The sequence below is a fragment of the Arachidicoccus ginsenosidivorans genome (assembly GCF_007971385.1).
Classification (GTDB): Bacteria; Bacteroidota; Bacteroidia; order Chitinophagales; family Chitinophagaceae; genus Arachidicoccus; species Arachidicoccus ginsenosidivorans.
The window spans coordinates 2,701,745-2,727,204 of record NZ_CP042434.1 but is presented as its reverse complement, the minus strand read 5'-3'; the positions used below and the strand labels follow the sequence as shown (position 1 = coordinate 2,727,204).

18 protein-coding genes are annotated in these 25,460 nt (G+C 41.4%); 6 read left to right on the top strand and 12 right to left on the bottom strand.

Annotation, left to right across the window (positions count from 1 at the left end; translation table 11 throughout):
* Positions 1 to 55: 55 nt before the first annotated feature.
* From FSB73_RS10915 to FSB73_RS10880, 8 genes are all read right to left on the bottom strand, one after another.
* Complete coding sequence (locus FSB73_RS10915) at positions 56 to 1,663, bottom strand: RagB/SusD family nutrient uptake outer membrane protein (RefSeq protein ID WP_146781815.1); 1,608 nt, start codon at positions 1,661 to 1,663, stop codon at positions 56 to 58.
* 19 nt (positions 1,664 to 1,682) lie between these two features.
* Positions 1,683 to 2,666 carry a SusC/RagA family TonB-linked outer membrane protein gene (locus tag FSB73_RS10910; RefSeq protein ID WP_146781812.1) on the bottom strand — a complete coding sequence of 328 codons (984 nt, stop codon included), beginning with the start codon at positions 2,664 to 2,666 and terminating at the stop codon, positions 1,683 to 1,685.
* Positions 2,667 to 2,683: 17 nt separating this feature from the next.
* Positions 2,684 to 3,700, bottom strand: coding sequence for a SusC/RagA family TonB-linked outer membrane protein (locus tag FSB73_RS10905; RefSeq protein ID WP_146781809.1), 1,017 nt, complete (start codon positions 3,698 to 3,700; stop codon positions 2,684 to 2,686).
* Positions 3,697 to 4,797 carry a TonB-dependent receptor plug domain-containing protein gene (locus tag FSB73_RS10900; RefSeq protein WP_158639499.1) on the bottom strand — a complete coding sequence of 367 codons (1,101 nt, stop codon included), beginning with the start codon at positions 4,795 to 4,797 and terminating at the stop codon, positions 3,697 to 3,699. The genes FSB73_RS10905 and FSB73_RS10900 overlap by 4 nt, the downstream gene beginning before the upstream one ends.
* Before the next feature lie 573 nt (positions 4,798 to 5,370).
* A complete protein-coding gene (locus FSB73_RS10895; protein ID WP_146781803.1) occupies positions 5,371 to 7,479 on the bottom strand; it encodes a hybrid sensor histidine kinase/response regulator transcription factor in 2,109 nt (702 codons plus the stop codon).
* A gap of 98 nt (positions 7,480 to 7,577) precedes the next feature.
* Positions 7,578 to 9,626 (bottom strand): ligand-binding sensor domain-containing protein, encoded by a 2,049-nt coding sequence (locus tag FSB73_RS10890; protein WP_146781800.1) that lies wholly within the window; start codon positions 9,624 to 9,626, stop codon positions 7,578 to 7,580.
* A 63-nt stretch (positions 9,627 to 9,689) separates the two neighbouring features.
* Positions 9,690 to 12,548 (bottom strand): family 43 glycosylhydrolase, encoded by a 2,859-nt coding sequence (locus FSB73_RS10885; RefSeq protein WP_225974699.1) that lies wholly within the window; start codon positions 12,546 to 12,548, stop codon positions 9,690 to 9,692.
* Positions 12,549 to 12,558: 10 nt separating this feature from the next.
* Entirely contained in the window at positions 12,559 to 13,914 is a 1,356-nt protein-coding gene (locus FSB73_RS10880; protein WP_146781797.1) for a glycoside hydrolase family 27 protein, read from the bottom strand.
* Positions 13,915 to 14,900: 986 nt separating this feature from the next.
* Between FSB73_RS10880 and FSB73_RS10875 the strand changes: the two genes are divergently transcribed.
* The 6 genes from FSB73_RS10875 to rsgA all read left to right on the top strand — a co-directional run bounded on the left by FSB73_RS10875 (position 14,901) and on the right by rsgA (position 21,229).
* Positions 14,901 to 15,317 carry a cytochrome c maturation protein CcmE domain-containing protein gene (locus FSB73_RS10875; RefSeq protein WP_146781794.1) on the top strand — a complete coding sequence of 139 codons (417 nt, stop codon included), beginning with the start codon at positions 14,901 to 14,903 and terminating at the stop codon, positions 15,315 to 15,317.
* A gap of 79 nt (positions 15,318 to 15,396) precedes the next feature.
* Positions 15,397 to 17,853 carry a cytochrome c biogenesis protein CcsA gene (ccsA, locus tag FSB73_RS10870; RefSeq protein ID WP_146781791.1) on the top strand — a complete coding sequence of 819 codons (2,457 nt, stop codon included), beginning with the start codon at positions 15,397 to 15,399 and terminating at the stop codon, positions 17,851 to 17,853.
* Positions 17,854 to 17,930: 77 nt separating this feature from the next.
* Positions 17,931 to 18,218 (top strand): hypothetical protein, encoded by a 288-nt coding sequence (locus FSB73_RS10865; protein WP_225974698.1) that lies wholly within the window; start codon positions 17,931 to 17,933, stop codon positions 18,216 to 18,218.
* Positions 18,219 to 18,499: 281 nt separating this feature from the next.
* The gene (locus tag FSB73_RS10860) at positions 18,500 to 19,141 is read left to right on the top strand and encodes a Panacea domain-containing protein (protein ID WP_146781788.1); all 642 of its coding nucleotides are present in this window, start codon (positions 18,500 to 18,502) and stop codon (positions 19,139 to 19,141) included.
* Between the two features lie 33 nt (positions 19,142 to 19,174).
* Positions 19,175 to 19,681 carry a hypothetical protein gene (locus FSB73_RS10855; RefSeq protein ID WP_146781785.1) on the top strand — a complete coding sequence of 169 codons (507 nt, stop codon included), beginning with the start codon at positions 19,175 to 19,177 and terminating at the stop codon, positions 19,679 to 19,681.
* A gap of 621 nt (positions 19,682 to 20,302) precedes the next feature.
* On the top strand, positions 20,303 to 21,229 hold the full coding sequence (gene rsgA / locus FSB73_RS10850) for a ribosome small subunit-dependent GTPase A (protein ID WP_146781782.1): 927 nt from the start codon (positions 20,303 to 20,305) through the stop codon (positions 21,227 to 21,229).
* Positions 21,230 to 21,461: 232 nt separating this feature from the next.
* Here the strand turns inward: rsgA and FSB73_RS10845 are convergent, their stop codons facing one another.
* The 4 genes from FSB73_RS10845 to FSB73_RS10830 all read right to left on the bottom strand — a co-directional run bounded on the left by FSB73_RS10845 (position 21,462) and on the right by FSB73_RS10830 (position 25,270).
* Positions 21,462 to 21,998 (bottom strand): gamma carbonic anhydrase family protein, encoded by a 537-nt coding sequence (locus FSB73_RS10845; RefSeq protein ID WP_192904107.1) that lies wholly within the window; start codon positions 21,996 to 21,998, stop codon positions 21,462 to 21,464.
* 64 nt (positions 21,999 to 22,062) lie between these two features.
* Entirely contained in the window at positions 22,063 to 22,986 is a 924-nt protein-coding gene (locus FSB73_RS10840; RefSeq protein ID WP_146781777.1) for a phosphoribosylaminoimidazolesuccinocarboxamide synthase, read from the bottom strand.
* A 102-nt stretch (positions 22,987 to 23,088) separates the two neighbouring features.
* A complete protein-coding gene (locus FSB73_RS10835) occupies positions 23,089 to 23,847 on the bottom strand; it encodes a CDP-alcohol phosphatidyltransferase family protein (protein WP_146781775.1) in 759 nt (252 codons plus the stop codon).
* A gap of 163 nt (positions 23,848 to 24,010) precedes the next feature.
* Positions 24,011 to 25,270, bottom strand: a complete 1,260-nt coding sequence (locus FSB73_RS10830; RefSeq protein WP_225974697.1) for an aminopeptidase P family protein — start codon at positions 25,268 to 25,270, stop codon at positions 24,011 to 24,013.
* Between the last annotated feature and the right edge of the window lie 190 nt (positions 25,271 to 25,460).

The window sequence follows — 25,460 nt, the reverse complement described above, 5'->3', positions numbered from 1 at the left end:
AAAGCGACACCCGCTTATAATCGTAAACGGATGCCGCCGTCGGTTGGTAGAAAAATTAATTAGCGGAGTTCTTGGAAAGATTAGGATTGGTATCCAGCTCTCCCTGAGGCACCGGCAGATATTCATGTCCAGTTACATAAGTATTAAATTCACTGTCATGGCTTTTCAGCAAAGACAATTTATCTGGATTGGACAACCACTTCCAGCGCATGATATCAAAAAACCGGATTCCCTCCACCCCAAACTCAAGCGCTCTTTCATGCGCAATCTGATCGCGCATTTCCTCTTTGGATAGTCCCGGTTTAGTCGTGGCAAGATCAGGCAAATCCGCTCTATCTCTTACCATTTGAATATACTTATATACATCACTTGTCGGGCCATTTATTTCATTGAGCGCTTCTGCATAGAGTAACAAAATTTCAGAATAGCGCATAAACCTGTAATTGATACCTGAGCCCGGAACTTTCCCGTCCCCCTCAATGGTGTGCCCTGGTATTCTGGCATAGGTATATTTAGCTATATAGATGTTGTTATTAGAGGCATCCAACTTATTGGTCTCATAAGGCTTTTCCCCAAATATGGTATTGGATCTGCCATCTCCATCCGTATCATATTCCTTTTCGTAAGTGACCAGTGTCCAGTAAAGACGGGGATCTAACTTACCATCTTTACAACGCTCCTTTTTAAACTCACTATACAGCCATTGAGTCGGGTGAAAATCACCCCAAGCACCATATTGCGTTAGCCCATAAGGAAAATCCAGTGCGGATCCTTGTGTCCAGGAGGAAAGAGAGGGTTCCACCCAATTCGCATCCACACCAAAATCACCAAATTGAATTTCAAAGATAGATTCTGTATTATTCTCATTGGTCATGGTAAAGTTGTCCCCATAATTTGCAACGAGCTTATAAATATTCGCATCGATTATTTTCTTGAACTCCGCCGCAGCTTTGGCATAATCACCCCTGATCATGTACACCTTGCCCAAAAGCCCGGTCGCAGCTCCCCAGGTGGCGCGGCCTTTTTGTCCCTGATCCTCACCTGTTACATTATCATAGGAGGTAGGAAGCATAGATTGCGCCTTAATCAGGTCTGATTCTATGGCTGTCCAGATGGAATCCTCAGAGGCGGAAGCAGGGAAATATTCACTTTGATCCAGCGGTTTTGAAAGTACCAGCGGACACACTTGGTAGTTCTCTGCCAGTTCATAGTAAGCAAACGCTCTAAGAAAATAAGCTTGCCCTAGTAACCTGTTTTTATAATCATCATTACTGAAAGTGACATTTGGGGCATTATAGAACACCAAATTGGCCTTAGCGATCATCTGGTAAAAATCGCGCCATATCCAGGACTCTACATCATAACCACCCGCATAATCGGCTTGTACCGTAAAATTACCAGTGAGAGGGTAAATAGTCCAAGGCGATTGCGAGTTCACATCATCCCCACGTACATCTACTAGTGCAGGTAGCGTCCTTGCAAAAGTACCATCTACTAATAATAAATTATAGGTCGCCACAACCCCCTCGGCGATATCACTCTCTGTTTTCCAGAAATCTGCAGAGGTTTGTGCATTGGGATCCGTTACTGCTAACTTCTTGTCACAAGACCCAAATATAACGGCAGTCATCACCGCTAAAGATATATATTTGAAAAGTTTCATAAAGTTTATATTTAGGAGGTTATTTTAATGTAAAGTTGAGCCCTACCATAAAAGTTCTGGGTGTTGGATAAGAGGCATAATTAAAGCCAGGATTCCATACACCACCGGCAAAATCAGGATTGTAATCTTTCAAGTCAGAAAAAGTATATACATTCTGGCAGGTAACATAAGCCCGAAAAGAAGAGAAAATTTTCCTTGTTGGAACCGTGTAACCAATGGATATGGTAGAAATCTTGGTATAAGCGCCATTTTGAAGCCACCCTGGACGATCAGAGTCGCGCCCATTGCCATTCTCATCTACATAAACGACCCGTGGAATATTTGTCGTTGTATTATCTGTACTCCAGCTATTTAATATATCTGATGACCAGTTCAGTCCACCATCAGAATGCATCAGGGAACGATAAATGGCATCATCTACCAGGAATTTGCCCACACCGTTAGCCATAATGGAAAAATCAAAATTCTTGTAAGAAGCCATAAAAGTTAACCCATAGGAAAAATGGGGCAATGCGCTTCCCAAATCCCTCCGGTCTGAGGCGTCAATTACATTATCTCCATTTAAATCCTTGAATTTTATATCACCAGGCCCGGTTCCAGCCGACTGAAAGGGCGCATTATTCACTTCATCTACAGATTGAAAAATGCCCTCATAAACATATCCGAACTGCCGACCAACTTCCTGCCCTTCCTGTGTTCTGGCACCGGCACCATAAATAGGTTGACCATTGTTGCCAAGACTAATGACCTTATTGGATAAGGTGGACCCATTGGCCGAGATATCATATTTAAACGCATGTTTATGATTATGATAGGTTGCCGACAACTCTAGCCCTGCGTTATCCATCGTTCCTGCGTTTACCGTTGGCGCACTATTGAGTGAGCCCACTGATAACGGTATATTTACGCCAACCAGCAAATCAGAACTTCTAGACTTGTAATATTCAGCAGTAAAATCCAATTGATGATCAAAAAGGGTCATATCCAGACCTATATTGGTCATTTTTTTACTTTCCCATTTTAAATTATCATCCACAACCGAAGGCTCACTACCCCATAAACAACTGCATTATTAAAATTATAGACATAATTACGGTTGACTGATTGCAAATAAGCATATTCTCCAATATTTTCATTACCAAGCACCCCATAACTGGCTCTTAATTTTAATTCAGAAATTATGTGCTCATCCACTTTAAAAAACTTTTCCTTATTGATTTTCCAACCGACAGAGACAGAAGGAAAATAGCCAAACCGATTTGCCTCACTAAATCTGGAGGATCCATCCCTTCTAATGGTTGCGGACAATAGGTATCTCTCATCATAATTATAATTAATCCTGCCCAAAAGAGAGGATATATAGTGTTGACTACTATAGCTGGAACTCACGGTGCTCTCTCCATTAGCCAGTTCCATTTTATAGGGCTCTGCAAAACCTTCGGCATGCCCAGTAAGCGTATTATAATTGTCATTTTGGTAGGTCTGCCCCGCCGTCACTTCCAAATTGTGTTTACCAAACTGGGCGGTATAGGTCAGAATATTCTCAATCAGTGCGGTGGTGTAATTTCTGTAACCTTCATCCAGTTTCGCAATGGTATTGGTATAGAAAGGCGTAAAATCAAAAGTAGGTACCCAGTTAAAATCCTTCGCATAGGTCTTATCCCAGGAAACATTCAATTTGTATTTGAGTGATTGGTTTTTAAGCAACAAAAGCTTACCAAAATCAACCTCCCCTGTTCCGCTGAGCAACATACGGTCAACATTCGTGCTTCTTTGTAACATATTATTCATACCTACCATATTAAGAGAATACATTTCACCCTGTGTCGTTGTATTATACGTACCATAACCGGATGTCGTAGATGCATCGTATACAGGCATAGTCGGGATCATTGTTAGGATTTGAAGCACCATAGGCGGTTCTGATCCAAAAAAACTGCCTACCTGATTGGTCGTATTCAGCGTATTTTGGTCAGAATGCGAATAAACGCCTGAAAGATTAAATTTTAGGATGCCTAGTTCCGTCGTATTGGTCATACGAAGTGTATATCGATTATACTTGGGCCCACACCAACAAAGGTTCCCTGCTGATTATAATAATCCATAGAAATATTATAAGTCGAATTTTCTCCACCACCAGACAAGCCAAGGGCATGATCTTGGCGCATGCCGGTTACAAAAGTGGCATCTTGCCAGTCCGTATTTAAAGAGTCAGCAGAGATATAATCAGCTGAGCTTGGGTCATTTCCGCTCCACAGTGGCTGGCCTGCATTTACTCTGCTCATATTATTTATCTTCTGATAATCAGAAGTGCCAAGTACGCTAATCGTCTTTGGAACATTATCCATACCGACATACCCTGAATAGTTAACCTTTAACTTTGAATTTTTTAATCCATGTTTGGTGGTAATGATGACTACGCCATTAGCCGCCCTGGACCCATAGATTGCTGCAGCAGATGCGTCTTTCAATACCTGCATACTTTCAATGTCACTCGGAGAAAAATCTCTGATGGTTGTTCCCACAGGCACGCCATCCACCACATATAATGGCGAGACATCACCAAAAGATCCGATGCCACGGATTCTTACAGTAGGGTCCGCCCCAGGTTCACCATCAGAGGTTACATTCACCCCTGCGACCCTACCCTCTAGCATGGTACTCATATTGCTGTTAGATACCTTTTTAAGGTTATCTACGTCAACAATGGATACCGAACCAGTCAAATCACTTTTTTTCTGAGTACCATAACCCACGACAACCACATCATTTAGTATGGCCGCCGCATCGCTTAATAAAGTTACCTTAAAATTAGCCCTTTCTCCAACGGCCAGTGTCTGCGTCTGATTGCCTATTAAGGAAAACACCAGGCTATCTGAAGTGGAAGCTTCCAATTTAAATGCACCATTTTCATTGGTTACCGTACCGATTGTGCCGTTTTTAATCTGAACCGAAACATTAGCTAAGGGCGCACCTTGCTCATTGGTTACCACCCCTCGTACCACATGGCTATTTTGCGCCATTAATTGACTGCTGACAGTTACAAGCAACATAACAGCGAGTAGTCTGGAAAATATCCTACACAGGCCGGTCGGCCCCGCAAAGGACAATAACTTCGTTACATTTTTGTTCATAGTAAGGTTTTTAAAATGTTGACAATAGTTCTGTACATCAATTCGTCCCTGTGGCCGAATTTCAATCATTATGTGTTACAATGACATGAATGCAGTTGAGCGGTAGACCAATGAGCTTATCAATTTACATCGTAGCATTCCAAATCGTTCCACACGTCCTCCGGTTGAGTCAGAAAAGCAAGGAAAAATTTGCATTGTCATATTCACACTTTTAGCAAATGTAGATTATACAATTATTAAAATAGGGGGTGTTTTGTTTTATTTTAGGGTGTATTTTGATAATTATTAACATCTCAAACCTACATCACTGTTAATCAATTTAATTTTTTAGCGCTTTCAAATGGCAATTACTAATGGTATCAATTAAATTTTATGCTAGATTTTCATGGAATGCAAAATTTACTTAAATAAAACTCAATCTAAGCGTATATAGTTCCGCTAACAGGTCAGGTGCCTGCCAAATTTTAATACTAGGTGCAATAATTCTTTATTAGGTACCCTTGGACCTTTTAACCAATTTTACCCTTTCCAACATCCGCAATTGTTAGCCAAGTATCCAGAATCTAAATATTACTATTCTATAACCCGTTTTCTGGTATAAGTCCCGGCAAACGGCTTTCTGAACTTTTTAATATAAGCTGAAGGCGTCATATTAAAAAGTTTCTGGAACTGCGACCTAAAATACTTTACATCACTAAATCCAACAATAAAAGCAACCTCATTGACATTGTTATGCGTATTTACAAATAGTTCCGCAGCTTTTCTTAGACGGACAAACCGAACAAAACCTGCTACAGAATATCCGGTGAGTCCATGTATTTTCTTATAGAGGCTGGAATGACTCATACACATCTCATCTACCAATATCTGTACTTTAAACTGATCATCATCCAGATGCTCTTCCACTACTCCAATACAACCATCCAGAAAGGCCTTATCTTCCTGGGTCAATTTAAGCTGATTATCCTGCAAAGTGATCTCATTATAGAAATACTTCTGCAAGCTGCTTTTTGCCTTTAGCAGATTACTTACTCTTGCCAGCAGCAACTCCTTCTCAAATGGCTTGGTAATATAATCATCTGCACCCACCTCTACACACCGCAACTTAATATCCGCTGATTCTTCTCCTGTCAGAATAATTACCGGAATATGACTTAACCCTTGATCAGATTTGATTAACTGACAGATTACATCTCCTGTCATTTCCGGCATAATCAGATCCAATACAACCAAATCAGGCACCTTTTCTTTAACGAGCTCCCAAGCCCTGCTGCCATTTTCTGCGAGGATTACTTCATGACCTTTAAATAAACTGCCTACAAATGCCCTTATTTCAGCATTATCATCAGCAATCAAAATTGTCTTTCGGTCAGAGAATAGTTCAATGGGGGCTTCCTCATTATTCTCTTCCTGAAAACCGTTTCTATTCGTTTTGCCTTTGTGACCCGATGCTCGTCCAAAATCTTCACTAACTGCGTCCTGCTCATCCGCGCTGTCCGTGCTTTCAATTATATCCTCAGCCAGCCCTGTATGCTTTTCTTTAATTTCAGAGATATCCACCCCCTGAAAATGCGCTTTTCCTTTGGGTAAAACAATCTTAAATGATGTACCCTTGCCTACCTCACTATTGAGCGTTATATCACCATGGTGCAAAGTCACAAATTCTTTTACCAAAAACAAGCCGATACCAAAACCAGCCTTGGCTCTTTGGGTCGTATCATGCCTTTGATAAAATTTCTGGAAAACTTTTTCTTTTTCTTCTGGAGGTATCCCTTTACCGGTATCTTCCAGCTGAATCACTACTTCTCGTTCACTAGCCGCTAATTTCAAAAGAATGTGGCCATCTTTTTCCGTGTATTTAAATGCATTGGAAATCAGATTAAATAAGAATATCTCAATTTTCTCCGCATCTCCATAAATGATCATATCAGATGGATCATTGTCCGACAGGGCATTATCCGACACATCTTCCTTTGTTTGCTTTTCCGCATTTTCTGGTGCCTCAAACCGGTAATCAATATTTTGAGACCTTGCCTGATAGGCAAAACTGTCAAAAACCTCCCGGCAGAGTTCTCCAACATCCAGTTTACAAATATGTAATTGCGTTTCCTCCCGGTCCGCCTTCCTAAAGAGCAATAACTGACTAATAAGCCCCAGCATTCGTCTGGAGTTTTTATAAGCAGTTCTAATGGTTTCAGGCTGACTGGTTTCATCCGCATGGGCCATTAATTCTTTGATCGGATTAATAATCAAGGTCAGCATGGTTCTGAACTCATGCGATATATTGGTAAAAAAGGCTATTTTTCGCTCATTGAGCTCTCGCTCCGCATTGGCATTGATACGGGTGAGCTTCATTTCATAAAGAAGCCTTGTGCGACGCTGCCTGTATTTTTGATAAGCATAGATCAGACCGCCAATAGCCATGAGGTATAATAAATAAGCCCACCATGATCTATACCAGGGTGGCAGTACATGGATCTGCAAAGTACGCTCAGTAGCAAGCAATGGTTTCCCATCCGGTTGCAAGACGGCAAGATGCAAAATATAATCTCCTTCATTTAATCTGGAATACGTAATATTATGGCTATTACCAATACTAATCCAACCTTTATCCCACCCTTCAAGAAAATAGCCATATTGTACACTGCCCGGCGCGTCATAGTTCAATCCCGCAAACCTCACTTGAAAATTTGCCTGATTAAAAGGTGTGGTAATGGAAGTAAAATCAACCGGAGAAGCTCCCTTTTGTAATAATCCAGTTTGTTCTACCGGTACATTATTTACTTTAAACCGGTTACCAAAACTTTTACAGAGCCGACGACTTTATTGACTGATTCCGGTGCAAATTCATTAAATCCGGCGATCCCTCCAAACAAGAAACTTCCATTACTAAGTGCAAGTGCCGCATTATAACTGAACTGGTTACTTTGCAATCCATCATGGGCGTGATAATTAAATATTTTTTTCGTGTCCGGATCAAATACACTCAACCCATTATAGGTACTGCACCAAATCCGGCCTTTTTTGTCTTTGAGCAGATTAAGGATGGAATTACTGGAAAAACCATCATCCATCGTATAACTTGTAAAGTGCTCCGAATTGGGGTTGTAAAGCATCAGTCCTCCCCCTTCAGTTCCAACCCATAACCTGTTTTTATCATCTTCCAAAATGGCTCTGACGGGATAACCGACATGCACATATTCATGGTGCTTATGAATGGTATCCAGTTTAATCAACTGATCATAATTGCCCAACCATATATTCCCCGTTCGGTCCTCATATATCGTATGAATATTAATCAGGGTCGTATCATATACCTCAAACTTATCCTTTTTTCGGTTAAACTGAAAAAGAACATCTCCGAGCGTTGATCCCAACCAGATCCTGTGATGGCTATCCTCAAAAAGTTTCCAGAAATTCTTGGCATAGGTATTTCTATAAGGATTAAAACAAGGATAATGCTGAAACTGATGACTACCTGGCGCTAGTTTATCAATACCGCCATTAAAAGACGCTACCCATATATTATCTAGGTGATCGCGAATAATACTTACTATATAATTTCCACTAACAGAACCTGGATCATCCTGATGATGCTGATAATTTTTAAATAGGTTTGTCTTAGGGTTCCAGTAACTAATACCGCTGCCATCTGTACCGATCCAGACATTATGGTTCTTATCTTCACAGAAAGAAAGAATAAAATTACTCGCCAGTGAATTGGGATTAAAATCATCTTTACGGATGGTTTTAAAGGCTGCATTCTCCGTATGTAATAAACTAACCCCTCCTCTTAAAGTAGCGACCCATTTCCTGCCCTTTTTATCTTCGTAAACACTATAAACGGCTGCACTTTTTAATTGATTTTTTTCCCGACCTTGTTTTATAAACCCAAAACCGCCATTTGGATCAGCACCATTGGCCAAAACAGCCACCCCATTTCCATCCGTGGAGACCCATAAGATACCTTTTTTATCCTTTAATAAATTGGTGATATTGCAACGAGCTAACTGCCTACTATATTCGGTTACCGTCTTTTGCCCCAGGTTATAGGTAAATAAGCCTTCTTCTGTGCCTATTAATAATTGTCCCATCCTAGGTTCATAAAGCAGCCTGGTGGCCACCGGCAGCGTTGAAGATATTTCCTTGAATCCACGGACGGTTGGGTCGAACTGATATAATCCTTTGTCCTTAAGGAAGACTACATAGGATCCATTCACATAAGGAGCTATTGCCGTGACATTTAAACTTGCATTCCCTGATAGTAAGATTTGACTGAAGACGCTTTGCCCTGCTGCTTTAAACAGCAGACCATAATTTTCGGTAGCCACCAATACATTGCCTAAACTGTCAGCCAGCAAATCTTTGACCCGCGCCCTTGTCTTTAATGAGCGGTTTTCACCTTGTGGCAAATAATAAGCAGTATGGAATTTAAAATCCTGATAATCAAATCGGGCAAACCCCATCTGGGTTCCAACCCAGATATTGCCCGGGCTACCTTCTTTTATAACAGTGACATGGTTATTGATAAGGGAAAAAGTGTCACTCAATTTATTTCTGAATACATCAAAATTTGCCCCGTCATACCGGTTTAGTCCGTCATAAGTCCCCATCCAGATCAGCCCATAATGATCCTGCATCAGACAGGTCACTGCATTATTGGATAGCCCGTCTTCTACCCCTATGTTGTCAAATGAAAGGGTATCAACGGCCGCACTACTTATAGGCGTAGTTTCTTTGCGCTGACAATAGACCGAACAGCAGAAGCATAAAGACAGCATTGCCGTTAGACCCAAATAGAATAATATGTAAACTGACTTTCTGAACATACATGCGCCTTTATAGCCTATTGTTATATTCGCTTATTCAATGATTATAATTATCGGATATCATTATAAGGTAGGTACCACTGGTTTAATAGTACCATCCTGGTTAAATTCCAGTTTATCTATACAAACCTCCCGGTGATAGCCAGCCGCCGCCCCCATATGAATACCGGTAGGGCGGTGAAACCTATGATAGACTATATACCACTCATCTTTTCCAGGAACCTGTATTACTGAATTATGGCCAGTCCCATAAATGCCTTTTTCGGGACTTTTTTGCAGAATCAGGTTATGTTTTGGAATGGTAATAGGACCATCAGGACTGTCTGCATATCCATACCTGACCCGATAATCCGGACTTCTGGTGTCATTTTCTGACCACATAAAATAATAGCGGTTATTTCTGTAAAACACATAAGCCCCTTCCCTAAAACTATGATCTGGCGTGATGACTTTCAATGTGCCTTTTTTGAAAGACGCCATATCTGGGTTTAACTCTGCTACTTTCAGATAGCCATTGCCCCAATAAAGATAATCTTTTCCACTGACAGGATCATGGAAAACAGCCGGATCTATGGCCTGTCCTCCTTTAGTCTCCTTCTCAATCAAGGGTTTACCACTATCCTTAAATGGGCCGGTCGGATTATCTGAACTGGCCACCCCGATCTGCTGTCCTGCTACAAAATAATAATAGTATTTATAGCTATTGCCCTTTTTCTTTTCAATAATGGTTGGTGCCCAGGCATTGGTGTGGGACCAGGAGACATTTTTTTTCAGATCCAAAATAACCCCTTCATCTTTCCAGTCCTTTAAATCAACTGAACTGAAGGCTTTAAAATAAGTCCCGCTCCAGCCCGTAAATCCATCGCTTGTGGGATACAGATAATATTTATTTGTTTTATGGGAGTACATAATATCCGGGTCTGCATAAAACCCTTTTATTACAGGATTATGATTATTATCAAAGGGCACATAACCGGGATCTGTCCCGGCAGAAGTCATCTGGATTTTCTGAATCGTACCATCGGGGTTATAATTTAAAAATTCTGAACAAACTGAACGACTGAAACTTCCACCATCTGGCTGCATGCCGCCATTGTGGTAAATAAAATACCACTGGTCTTTAAAATCAACGATTGCCTGGTGATTGGTATTGCAATTACCTGCCAGTTCATTAATAATGCCCTTATACGTATATGGCCCTTCAATATGATCGGCCATGGCATAAGCCGTTTTCTCCGGGAATCCCGTTGAATAACTCAGGTAATATTTGCCTTCATATTTATGCACCCAGGCAGCTTCCGTAAAGTCAAAGCCGTCAAAGGTCACTTGCTTTACCGGACCATCAATCTCGGTCATATTTTGCTTTAGCTTTGCATAATAACACTCTCCATTTCCCCAAAATAGCCAAGCCTGTCCGTCGTCATCAATAAAAACGGTCGGATCCAGACAAGCCCATCCGTGGGAAGAAGCAAAACAGTCTTTATTGGTCAAAAGGGGTTTACCAATAGCGTCTTTATAGGGTCCTTCAGGCCTATCGGCCACAGCTACACCTATGCCCGACCAATTGGTACAAAAATACCAGTAGTATTTACCATTTCGTGGTATTACCTGTCCTGCCCATGCGGCCTTACTTTTAGCCCAGGAAATATCTGCTGATTTTAATGGAATAGGATACTCGGTCCAGTGATGCATGTCTGTGGTGGAAAAAGCCAGCCATTCCCGCATATGATAACCCTTTTGACCACCAGCTGCATCCCTGCCAGTAAACAGCCAAAGGGTATCGCCCAACACCAATGCCGCCGGATCTGCAGTAAACTCATGGGTGATGATCGGATTACCATTGGAGCTAAAATGGTAAAGATCTCCTTTGGCTACTGGTCGCAATAGATCTGCTGGCACACCTTGCCATTTACTTTGCAGGCGTCTGGCCTCTGCTCTACTGATGCTGATTACACTGCCATGTCTGGGGTTAAAATCTTTGGTAAAATAGGCAGGGGTATCCGAAAAATGATCCAGATCCGTTGACTTTTGATAGGCATACTTACCCACGCCGTATAGATCATACATAAGCACATACTGGTCAGCGTGATTCAATTTAAAAACACTGGACCCTTCAACACTGGTGTCCTTATCTGCGAACGCATCCACATAACCTGGTAATTCCTTCCAGGGCCCCCAAAGATTGTTACTGGTGGCTTGTTTGATCCCATTTTTAATCTCTTTGCCCGCTGTATTTTTCGTATTGCCTTTAAAGAAAAAATGGTACAATCCACCCTTAAAAACAATATCTGCATCAATGCCGCCGTATTTGGGACTAAATAATAATTTAGGGGCTGATTCAAAGCCTGAAAAGTCTTTATTGGCATACGCTGCATAAAAATCAAGCTTTTCATTGCTATTGAGTCTTACTGTAAAATAAACCAGGTATTTATCCTTCTGAGCGTCATAAATCGTCTCAGGTGCCCATACCCACTTTACATCACCGAATTTTTCCGGATAAGCCTTCGCCAGATCAATAGCGTGATGCGACCAATTCAATAAATCATTTGAGTGCATCAGCACGATACCCGGATTATGGCCCCAACCGTTTTTAACTGTATTCATATCGGTCGCCACCAGGTAAAAATCCTTGCCACCGGCTCCTCTTAAAATATGTGGGTCCCTGATACCTCCCGTCAAAGAGATACTGTCAGAGCCAATCACTGGCTTATTATTATTTAAGGCTTTCCAGTGAACAGCATCCTGGCTAACTGCAAAACGCAGCGCTTCCTGCTCATGGCCTCTGCCCTCAAAATAGGCAAATAAATAGCCATCTCCAGCACTGGTTACATCTTTGGCTGACTGAGCGAATAGAACTGTGCCGCTACATAGCAAAGTCCCCAAAAACAAACAATTGATTATCAATAGTTTCAACAATCTCATAGCGGTTTATTTATTTTTTAAGACTATATAATTTGCAGGCGTGCGCAGCCAGGTTGACCGATATCACTCCCTTTTTGCGGCCCTCGTTTTTACCGGTCCAGACATTTGTTACGCTTACATTTGCCGTTTTAAGCCCCAGTTGAGCAAATGGCACAGTCACCATTAAAGGATCGGCACTATCCGAGATATTAAATAAGGCCAGGTAATGTTCCCCTGTTTTGGCATTTACCGAAGTCACCGCCAGCCGGCCGTCTTTTTGAAAAAGCTGCCTGACTTTGGTTCCGTCCCGGTGCATGGCCAGTGCGGCTTTATTGGTCAAAAGGCTACTGGTAAATTCGTCCAGACTTGGCAAGTCACCGCCAAACATAAGTGGAGAGCGGAATATTAAAAAGAAACTCATCAAAGAATACTGTTCCTCTTTAGTAAGTCTTGTCATGCGATCAGTCCCCCTTTCTCCTCTTATCGCAATCCTTCCAAGTGGAATCATATCACAATCCGGCCAGTTACCTGGCTGGATATAAGGATACCACTGCTCAGCTACTTTCATCAGATGAGTGATATGGGGCCAGGTGTCCCAGACATCATCCACCATACGCCACATATTGGCATTTTGAGCCACACTAGCTGCGTCAGCAATGGGCGTTTCTCCAGGAGAAGTACTAAAAACAATGTGCCTTCCTGTCCGGTCGATGGCCTTTCTGATCATTTCAATTTCTGCCTGATGGTAAGGGCGGGACAAGTCATCTACTTTAATAAAGTCCACGCCCCAGGAGGCATAAAGTTCTAATATAGAATTATAATAGGCCTGGGCACCTGCCGCAGTACTATCAATAGTATAATTGTCTTTAAGCCAGACACATTGGCCTTTTGGACTAAAGATCTGATCAGCAGTATAGGCAGTTCCCTTAATAGGCATTTTTCTAGCAACGGCTTCTGTGGGCACCCCACGCATAATATGGATCCCAAATTTTAGCCCCCTGGCATGAATATAATCCGCCAACGGCTTAAACCCTTTTCCATCTCCAGCAGAAGGGAATCTATTTACCGCAGGAATATAACGTCCATACTGGTCCAGATTATAAATTGCATCCTTTTGATTGTATCCCCCTGCCTTATCATTAGATACATACCAGCGAATGTCTACGACAATATACTGCCAGCCAGCGGCTTTCAAATGACTAGCCATATAATCTGCATTCGCTTTCACATCGGATTCAGTCACTGTGGGGCCGTATGCATCCCAGCTATTCCAGCCCATCGGTGGCGTCTTTGCCCAGGATTTGAATGTAGATTGCGCATGGAGCGCTTCTAGGCCCAAGGTGGCACCCATTAATAATAATGCAGTAATCAATACGTATTTTCTCATTGTCAATAATTGCCTGTGTTAATCAATTTAAAGCCAGTATATCTATATCAAAACAAGTAACGCTCTAGTGATCAGTCCGTTTTATGCATTTAGAAAATATTTGTACAATTGACAAATATTAATAAATCTTAAACGAGCCCTTTTTGCAAGGAGGTATGGCACCGCCCTACAAACATCGCCTGATCATACATGAACCTATAATCAATCCTATATATATTTTTCCAAAAAGTTCAGCCGCACCAACTAGGTGCGCCGCTGCCGCACTTTGTCAATCAAACCACCCACCATTTTCCTTTCAGAACAATCACTGTTAAGGTTCGGTCGCAATTTCGAAGATATACAATATTTGTACAATTGACAAATATTAACCATAAATCCCAAAAAATTATTTAGCCCTCTATACTTTTGCTCTTTTGACAACAACCTTAATTTCAAACCTGCTAACGAATAAACTCATTCTTTCTCAATAGTTTAACAAAACATACCTAACAGCACAGAAATCCGGATCACGTGTTTTATTGCCAATCATTTATCGGGCCCCAAGAATTTGATCTTGATGCAGCCTTTATCAATGGCCATTTGATTGTCATATCTTTCAGAAACTATCTTTAGCAACAGAAACTTGGCCCTTATAGTAAATGGGGATTTCCGGCTATTAAAATAATGTCGTAGTCGCCTTAACAATCAGCGTATTGCACCGTTTTAATCCACAAAAAATTCATTTTGTGGCAATTAACCACCAAAACTTAAGTATACTTGACTGATTTTCTACTCATTGCATTAATTAGTGGCTATACTGAAGATTTGTCCATCAAATACAACAGGTTACCCCATTTTAGTATTGAAAATCAGGTATTTCTCCACTCATTCAAGGATTAGTTAATTCGCCGCTGTATATGGGCATTTACAGGTATACAACACATTTTTGCCTTACCTTTGCGCCAGAAAATCAAGGTTTGGGACCATTTTATTAATTCTATTCAGATATGAAGAAATTAAATATCGTTGTGTTGGTCGTCATCGCAGTTGTAATCGCACTACTGATCAGCCAATTAGGAGACTTCTCTACTTATGAGACCATCAAATCAGCCAGAGCAAAAGAAGGCAAGACAGTGACGGTTATCGCCAAGCTGGATAAAAATACCTTAAAATATGATCCGGTTAAAAACCCCAATTATATGACCTTCCAGGTAATCGACACTTTGGGTGATCGTATGCCAGTAGCCTATTATTACGAAAAGCCGACAGATATGGAGAAAAGTGAACGTATTGTCCTGAAAGGTAAAATGGACAAAGACGGCATTTTCCAGATCCGGGAACAAAGTGGCATCCTGCTTAAATGCCCCTCCAAATATAAGGATGATCCTAACGCCATGAAGCAAGACTTCAGTGCCAGCAGATAGCATTGCAGTAAACTTCCATAACTTTTCAGGGAAAAGTTAAGCAGATTCATTTCCATTCACAGTTTTATTCAATCCAGACATGACCTATACAGGTGAGCATTTATTACCCGGCCAATTGGGACACTTAGCAAGTATTGTTTCCCTGGTGGTCTCTCTTATTGCAACATTTGCATTTTTTAAAGCTAACCGGGCTGTCATCCTGGAAGAAAAGAAAAGCTGGCTGCGTATGGCCAGAACAGCTTTTTTCATAGAAGCATTGGCTGTAGTAGTCACCATCGGCTGTCTTTACTATATTCTTTCCAATAATCTCTTTGAATATTATTACGCCTGGAGCCACTCAGACAAAACCCTGCAGACTGAATATATATTCTCCTGTCTCTGGGAAGGCCAGGAAGGCTCCTTTTTACTCTGGACATTCTGGCATTGCCTGTTAGGTATCATTATAATTGCCAAAGGAGGAAAATGGGAAGCGCCTGTTATGACAGTAGTGAGTTTTGCCCAGTTCTGTCTGGCAACCATGATCATCGGCGTTTATGTATTCGGACTTAAAATCGGCAGCGACCCCTTCTTACTGATGCGGCAAAAAGGCATTTTAGATAATGCACCTGTTTTTATCGACCAGGCAACTGGTTTATTTAAACAGGACTACCTCAAATATCTCAAAGATGGCCAGGGACTGAATGCAACCCTTCAAAATTACTGGATGGTCATCCACCCGCCGATTCTCTTCTTGGGATTTGCATCTACCACTATTCCTTTTGCCTATTGCTTCAGTGGCCTTATGAATAAAGACCATAGCTGGACAAAACCAGTCCTTCCCTGGGCAGCCTTCAGTGGTGGTATCCTGAGTTTAGGGATTATGATGGGTGGGGCCTGGGCCTATGAAAGTTTGAACTTTGGTGGCTATTGGGCTTGGGATCCTGTAGAAAATGCTTCTATGGTACCTTGGCTGATTATGGTGGCAGGGATACACTGTAATCTGGTGTTTAATCACTCCAAGTACTCGCTTAAGACAACCTATTTGTTCTATATTTTGTCTTTTAGCTTTGTGTTGTATTCCACTTTCCTTACCAGAAGTGGCATATTAGGTGATACATCCGTGCATGCTTTTACCGGAGCAGACATGAGTGCACAGCTGATTACTTTTATTCTGGTCTTTTTCTTACCGGCGATCTATTTGTTCTTTAAGAACAAAAGCAGCATGCCGACGCTTAAAAAAGAAGAAGAATTATATAGCAGAGAATTCTGGATGTTTATTGGATCGCTGGTACTTTTCTTGTCGGCCTTGTTGATTATCGGCCAGACTTCAATGCCTGTATTTAATAAGATTTTCGGCACCAAGATCGCTCCCCCTGAGGATCCCAAATTTGCCTATAACAAAATACAAATCTTTATAGCATTTGTGTTGGGTATGCTGACGGCTATTACGCAGTTTCTTAAATACAAAAAAACAGGCAAAAAAGACCTCAAAAGGCTGTTAGTGCCAACGCTGATCGCGCTGGCCCTGACAATCATTTTCTGTCTGATAATAAAAATTGATTATTATACCCATGGAGCAGGCTTCCTAGTCGCTCTTTATCTGACGACCTTTGCTGCGATCTACGCCATTGTAGGTAACTTTAGCTACATCTTCGCCGTGCTGCGTGGAAAGATTAAAACTGCAGGTGCCAGTGTTGCACATATAGGATTTGGCTTATTGCTGTTTGGCGTATTAATTTCTTCCAGTAAAGAGCTGATTTTAAGTCATAATACAACCGGCATCACCTTGTTTGAGAAAACCAAGGATGAAGATCCGGCTGAGAATATTACTTTGTTTAAAGGCGTGCCCATTGATATGGGCAGGTATATGGTCACCTTTGTCGGTGATTCAATGAATACCAGGGACAAGCAAAGAGTTTTTACGGTTCATTTTAAAGGGAAGACCAATGGGGAAGAATTCACTTTGCACCCTTACTGGCTGAAAAACAACCGCCAACAGGAAGGATATGGAGCGACCCCGGATTCTAAACATTTTTGGAATAAAGATATTTACACTTACGTATCCTCCTGGCAAAAAGAAGGCATGGATACCACCACCTTCAGGCCAGCTGAACTGGCTGTGGGCGATACAACGTTTTACTCAAACGGGATGATTATCCTAAACAAAGTAAATGTAACTCAATCGGCCGCCACTAAATCCGGCAATGATTCCTCCATGGTGATGGGGCTAGATATGACCGTTGTGGCAAGAGATGGCTCTAAGTTCCCGGCCAACCCTAAAGTATTGATCAATAAAGACAAAGCAGATGTTATTGCTGATACGGTACTAGCGCAAGGCCTGGTCATTAAATTCAATAAGGTGTTAAATGACAAGAACGGTAAGCTGGAAATCGGCGTTAAGGAAAGCAATTCCTTAAATGATTCGCTGACCTTAAAAGTCATTGAATTCCCGTTAATTGGCGCTGTTTGGCTGGGTGTAATCGTCATGGTAATCGGCTTTTTTATGAGTGTTTACCAAGGCTATCGTAAACTTAAATTATCGAAATCGACACGCTAGTTCATTAAAAGGGACTTACCTTTGAGTAGAACAGCCTCATTTAATGAGACTTTGTAGCGGACCAAAAAAGAAAAGCAATGAAAAAGAAACACATACCTACAACAAAGTTTTCTACCAAAAGCAGAGGAGTGCTTTTAGGTGTTTCCATGCTGTTTTGCCTGCTAATTCTCAACCTTTCAAATCTGATGGCACAATGCGCGCTCTGTACGAAAACCGCGCAGCAACTGGGCGATGGCCCTGCCGCCGGTCTGAATAAAGGTATTCTTTATTTAATGGTGATCCCACTGGGCATTCTTTCCATTATAGGTATAAAATGGTATAAAAAAGAAAAAGTTACAAGGACAATGGAGGATGGTGAGCAGTAAGAAGCTACCATTAAAAGCCCTAAATAGAACTGTTCAATTTACGTTTGTCTTTAATCGCATATTCTACCTGGATCTGTAACAGCATTATCTTCAGAACCAGATTTTGGGCTCGTTCGTCCAGCTTTAATTTTTTGGGGTTATTGGAGGAGAAATCAGTAACCCGCCGCCTTTCCGGCATCAAAGATTGTTGCCTCAATTTAAATATTACTACCGGAAGAAAAATGAATAGATAACTCACTTAAACCCAAATAGCCATAATTTGGTGGTTTTGCTAAAAAATAATGACCAAAGAACAAAAAGAAAAAATAGGCCATTCGAGTATTTTGTTGGCAACCAATATCCCAAATCTCGATATATCTAAGCTACTCAATCTCATTTATCTAATGGATGAGGTCTCCGTTAAGGAGCGAGGAATTCCGTTTTTCGGTTTAAGTTACCAAATTTGGCAATCAGGCCCCGTAAACCAAGAATTGTATATTGACCTCCATAATGGCGCAAAATTTTTCAGTGCTTATTTTATGGTTCGGCAAACCCTAAACAGCCCTCGAATCATTGCACTGAGCAAGTTCAAGGATGATGAATTCAGCGATAGCGATATTGACATACTTGAAAGACTAAGCAAAAAATTCAAATACATTTCCGCCAAAGACCTTGCAGTAATAGCGAAACGCCCCTGCTCTTTATGGTATAGAAAAGCCAAAGAAACAGGCGTGCTGGACTTATTGAATCAAGGCATTGCAAACTGCTCTGAAATAGATTTAAACCTTAGCGACCTGCTATTGGGTCAAGAGGAAAAAATATCAAGTACAAAGAACATAAAAAATTCCAAATGGTTTTTGAAGCCCTTTCAAAAGCACATTAAATTCTACCAACTGGGTTGTTACTGGCATTCCCGCTATCAACATATTTTCCTGAACAGCTAAGATCGTGATACCAGCATTATCATTATCTTTAGCATGATGCAAAGAGCAAATTATTCTTTTAGAGAAACAAGCAGACTTTTTCGACCAGCATTCCTGTTTAGTTTCCTGCCAGTATTTGTAATCATGGCCTGGCTCTTTTTTGATCAAAGAGCCAAACGTGATAATTTAGGCGTGATTCTAAGTATAGTGATAATCGTTATTTGCATCGCAGCCCTTTGTTTTATGTTTCTTCTAAAACTTACGACAACAATAACTGATGAAGGTATCGCATTCAAATATGCACCAACCATGCGCCAATTTAAGATTTACCCGTGGGAACAGATTGCGTCTGTCAGCATTGTCAGTTATAACCCTATCCAAGATTTTGGCGGCTGGGGCCTGAAAAAGAGCAAAAAATATGGCAAAGGCTATACCACTAAAGGAAATAAAGGTCTCTGGATACAACTTACTGATGGGCAAAGCATTTTATTATCCGTATTTGCAACAGAAAATATAAAAACAATCCAGCCGCATTTCCTAGCTAAAAAATTACTTCAATAATTCGAAAATATAGTTCTGCATAATTGTATTTTTCATAAAATTCAAAAAACGGAATATGGTAATTATATATTTATATTTATATACATCCCATTTCTGCCCCTCCACTCTTCAAAAAAGCCTCACCCATCCCTTTCAATTGTAACACTCGAGCAAAAAACCATAATAATTCGTTACTCAATTATCAAATAATCATAATAATTCTTTATTCAAATATCATATAACCATAACAATTTGATATTCCAACATAACAATTACAATTACAATATATTGATATTCAAACAAAAGCATTAAATTTCATAACCAAAAGTAGCGCCATGCCCAATTCACTCCACCACTTGATGACCCTTCTAATTCAATTCTCTAAGTTTGGGGCTTGGAAAGTAGAAAAGGGGCGGGCGCATTTTGGGAGGGATTTTCAATTAGCCGTTAATTGTAAACAACAGCACTGCTGTTTACAATTCATGATGCCCCTCATATAAAACCATGTGCTATCCTCAAAAAGTCCCCTTAAGTGCTCCTTAAAATTGCCATAACCCTAGGGAATTCCTTTATTTTCCGCAACCTGGACACATTTTCAGGCAATTGTAATATCTTCGTATCCATAATAAAAGCTTACGTCCATTGCAAGCGATCGTCTATAAATCTACCGGTAGTTGGTATATCGTCAAAACGCACGATGGCAAATCCTATCGTGCCCGTATCAAAGGGGCCATGAAGCTGGACGGCATTACCTCCACAAACCCGATCGCGGTAGGCGACAAGGTAGAAATCATTACAGACACCGAAAGCGAACAGTCCGTGGTGATCACGGAGATTAAAGAAAGAGATAATTATATTGCCCGGGTCTCCCCACACAATAAAAATCAGCATCATATCGTCGGTGCTAATCTGGACCAGACGCTCTTATTTGCCACATTACGTAATCCAAAGACTTCCAGCGGGTTTATTGACCGGTTTCTGATATCAGCCGAAGCCTTCCACGTACCAGCCATCCTGGTTTTTAATAAAATTGATATCTATCGTAAAAAGGAAATCGAGCAATTAGAGCTTTATACCGCATTATATAGCAAAATTGGGTATAAAGTCATGCTGATCAGTATGGAAACCGAGCAAGGTCTCACTGATTTAAAATACCTGCTAAAAGACAAAACGACTTTGATTAGCGGCCATTCAGGGGTGGGCAAATCCACCTTTATCAATGGCGTCCACCCCGAAGTCACCTTAAGGACAGGCGAGGTCAGTGGCTGGAGCGGCAAAGGCATGCATACCACTACTTTCTCAGAGATGATCGATCTACCTTTTGGCGGTAAGGTCATTGATACACCTGGTATCCGGGAGTTTGGGGTGCTGGATATTTCTAAACAAGAGCTATCCCATTATTTTCCAGAAATGCGCGCCCTGCTGCATAACTGCAAATTCAATAACTGCCTGCACCTGGATGAACCAGAATGCGCAGTAACCAAAGCTGTCATACAAGGGGATATCTCCGAAGAACGCTATATCAGCTATTGTAAGATTATGGACAGCATTTCTGAGGTCAACTATTGATAAAAATAAAGGATCTTGTGGGTAAGAGACTACTTATCTGTCCATTCAGCCATTTGAGCGCAACTTTATAATATGCATTACCGCTTTTGGTCAAATACACAAAAACAGCCAGGTTAGGCCCTATCCGTTTCATATAATAGTAATCTTACCTGGCCGTGGCTTATGAATTATGAATTCCTAAAACTAAAATTTGCGCAATCGGGGTAACACGAGCCCCCCAAAAACCGGCTGCTTAACCTGGATTGTTTTCATCGCTGCTGCCCTCTTGATACCAACTGGTATACAGCAGGTAATTATGGGCAATTCTTTCAATCTCGCCCTCCAGCAAATCTGGAGAAATTTCCCGGATTTTTTTGGCAGGGACACCCGCATAAATACATCCTTCTTCTACAATGGTATTTTTAAGTACCACAGCTCCGGCTGCAATAATAGAATTCTTATGAATAATAGCCCCGTCCATAATCACGGCACTGATACCAATCAGCACATTGTCATGAATATTACAACCATGAATCACCGCATTATGACCTATGGAGACATTATCTCCAATGGTGGTAGTTGACATCTCATAGGTACAGTGAATCACCACATTGTCCTGGACATTCACTTTATTGCCGATTCTAATTGAATTCACATCACCTCTGACGACACTGCCGAACCAGAAGCTACAATCATTGCCTGTTTTTACGTCACCAATTAATGTTGCCGTCGGTGCGATATAATTATTCTGACCGAACTCGGGTGTTTTCTCTCTTACGGTAATTATCATAATTGAATATTTTGCATTGATGGTTGTGCAGCTCCGGCTATCGGTGTTGCTTTTCTATTTATAATTATTGCTGTCCCAGTTCCTTATTAATGGCATCGAGCACTTGCTTTTCAGACCAATCCTGTGGTAAAAATTTCTGACCGGTTACCTGCTCAAATAATTCTATATACCTTTTGGAGATCTGATTGACCCAGGCGTCGGTCATCTCTGGTACAGTTTGCCCCTCTTTGCCCATAAAATTATGCTCAATCAACCATTCCCTGACAAACTCCTTACTTAATTGTTTTTGCCTTTCACCTGACGCCTGGCGGGCTTCAAAACCTTCTTTATAGAAATACCGGGAAGAATCCGGTGTATGGATTTCATCCATCAGGTAGATCTTTCCATCCAGTAATCCGAACTCGTATTTTGTATCTACCAGGATCAGCCCTTGTTTGTCGGCCATTTGACGTCCCCTGTTAAAGAGTGCCAGCGAATAGGCCGCAAGTTCCTCCCACTGCTGCGCACTGCATAGACCAGTAGCAATGATCTGTTCTTTGGAGATATCCTCATCATGACCTTCCTCCGCTTTGGTAGAAGGAGTGATAATTGGCTGAGGAAAAAAATCATTCTCTTTTAAGCCCTCAGGCAATGCAACGCCGCAGAGTTCTCTAAGACCGCTATTATATGTTCTCCAGGCATGGCCGGTCAGATTACCTCTGACGACCATCTCAATTTTAAACGGTGTGCAGGTTCGTCCTACTGAAACATTGGGCGCAGGCGTAGCCTGCAGCCAATTAGGACAGATATCACGGGTGGCATTGAGCATATACGCAGCCACTTGATTTAAGACCTGACCTTTATAAGGGATGGGCCTTGGTAGAATCACATCAAAAGCAGAGATACGATTGCTGGCCACCATTACCAGGCGGTCAGTCCCAATATAATAGACATCTCTTACTTTGCCTTTGTAAAATCCGGATTGCTCTTTAAAATGAAACTGAGGCATAAAGGATTAAATATTAGTGTGTAAAAATAACGGAATTGTTTTAAATTCTGATGTCGATTGTGTAAAACGTTGGTTAAACATCAATTTATTTTGCAGGCCGGTTCAAGGTTTACGTAACATCATAACAGACAGCACAATATAGACTAAAAAGACCAGCGGAACAGCCAGCCAATGCAGCCACAAACCAAGGATGATCGCAAGTATAATCAACAAAAATTTTGGCCAGTTCTGGACAAAAGACAGATTTTTAAACTTCAGGCTCATCATGGGCAGTGTAGATATCATCAAAAAGCTGACAACGGCCACTACTGCGTACCAGAAGTAGGGCGCCTTTAGAAGTTCCTGCATGCCGCTAAGCTCCGTATTGATATAAATCAGCGGGAAAGCAGCAATCAGTATGCCGCCGGCCGGGATAGGCAGCCCCTCAAATTCAGTAGAAAAACTAGTCCCCAGATTAAATCTGGCCAACCGGTAAGCACCGGCTAGCGGCACCAATAGCGCCGGCAACAAATACCAGTAATTTATTGCGCTGTTACTTCCCCCCGTGCCCGTATAGCTGATCAGTAAAAATTCATATAAGATCAGCCCCGGGGCCACCCCAAAACTCACCAGATCGGCTAAAGAATCTAATTGCTTTCCCATCTCAGAAGTTGCACTTAACAGACGAGCAATCAGCCCGTCCAGAAAATCCACCACTGCGGCCAGGCAAATAAAAAGCGAAGCCACGCACATCCTGGCCACAGTCTCTTCAGCACTACTGCCAGCAGACAGACCTGGCAATCCCTGCAGGATCTGTATCACCGCCAGACTACCAAATACCAGGTTCAGTAGCGTAAAACAATTGGCTATGTGTTTTCTCATTCAAAATTTTTTGGATGGCAAAATTACAAATAAATACGCTGGAAATACCCAAACTGACCTATGGCCAGCTTCGCCCAAAGCCTCCCTGCCTTAAAAAGCGAATAGCGCTTAGGAGGCACGGCTAAATCGGCTTACCTGCTTTTCATGTATTTTTCAATCTCTTCTATTGTAATTGGAATATTTTCATCAGATCCTTATTGCCGCTTCTGGTGAGTAAATAATTATTCTCAATACGGATGCCCGTCTTTTCTTCAGCGATGTAAATGCCCGGCTCAATCGTTAATACGGCACCGGCCTTTAAAGGGACATACTTATCATGTACATCATGCACATCCACCCCTAAATGGTGAGAAATACCATGGTAGAGATATTTTCGGTAAGCCCTGTTTTTGGGATCTTCATTTTTTACATCTGCCTTTGTCAAAAGACCAAGCTTAATGAATATTTTGGTTGCCTGCTCCCCTACCTTTTCATGATATTTATCCAGGGTAATGCCTGGCTTCAGGATGGACGCACAGTATTTATGCAGCTCCAGGCAACCGTTATAGAGCATTTTTTGCCTTTTGCTAAACACACCACTGATCGGCACCGTACGGGTTAAATCCGCATTATAACCGCCATAACGAGCCCCAAAATCCATGAGTATTAATTCCCCGGCCTCACACTTTTGGTTATTATCAATATAGTGCAGGATTCTTGCCCGGTCGCCGCTGGCCAGAATACTGGGATATGCTTCACCACTGGCACGGTTAGAAATGAATTCATGAAGGATCTCCGCTTCTATCTCAAATTCAAATACACCCGGCTGAATAAATCCAAGTATTCTTTTAAAGGCTTTATCAGTAATATCAATGGCTTTTTGAATAACGGTTACTTCCTGCGTAGTTTTAACCATTCTAAGACTTCGGGTAATGGCGGCTGCTCTTAAATATTGATGCAACGGATACCTCGCCTTCATCTGAGCGATAAAGCGGTAATCCCGGGTAGGCACCCCTACAACTCCCTTATCATGCTCATTACTATTAAGATAGATATTTTCTGCAATATGAATGATCCCCGGTAAATAACTGTCCAGTTCATCGAGCCAGATCACTGATTTAATGCCAGAAATCGCCTGGCCCTGCTCAACACTCAGCCGGTGACCAATCCATTTTTCCTTAAGTTCACTTGGACGCACCAGCACGAGCACTTCTTTCCAGGCAGGATCCGGATGATCTGGAAAAAGCAGCAACATCGTATCTTCTTGCTGGATCCCGGTCAACCAATACAGATCACTATTTTGAACAAATCCAAGCGTGGCGTCCGCATTGGCCGGCATCTCATCATTACTGTTGAAAATCGCTATACTGTCCGGCTTCATTTCTTTGACAAAGCGTCTTCTGTTTTCTGTAAATAAAGCGCTGGGTAAGGGTAAATGTTTCATGGTAGAATATTAAGTCTTCTGTAATCCGGAGCAAAGTGCCGTTAAACAGCATCAAAATTGTAAAGGTAATCCATCTAAAATTGCCGTTCTTTTCAACCTTATTGCCTTTAATTTTGATTTGCAACCTTTGCCTTTGGGTCCGTTTATTTTATTCTATGATCAAATCTAATTTTATTAATTGCAATGTACA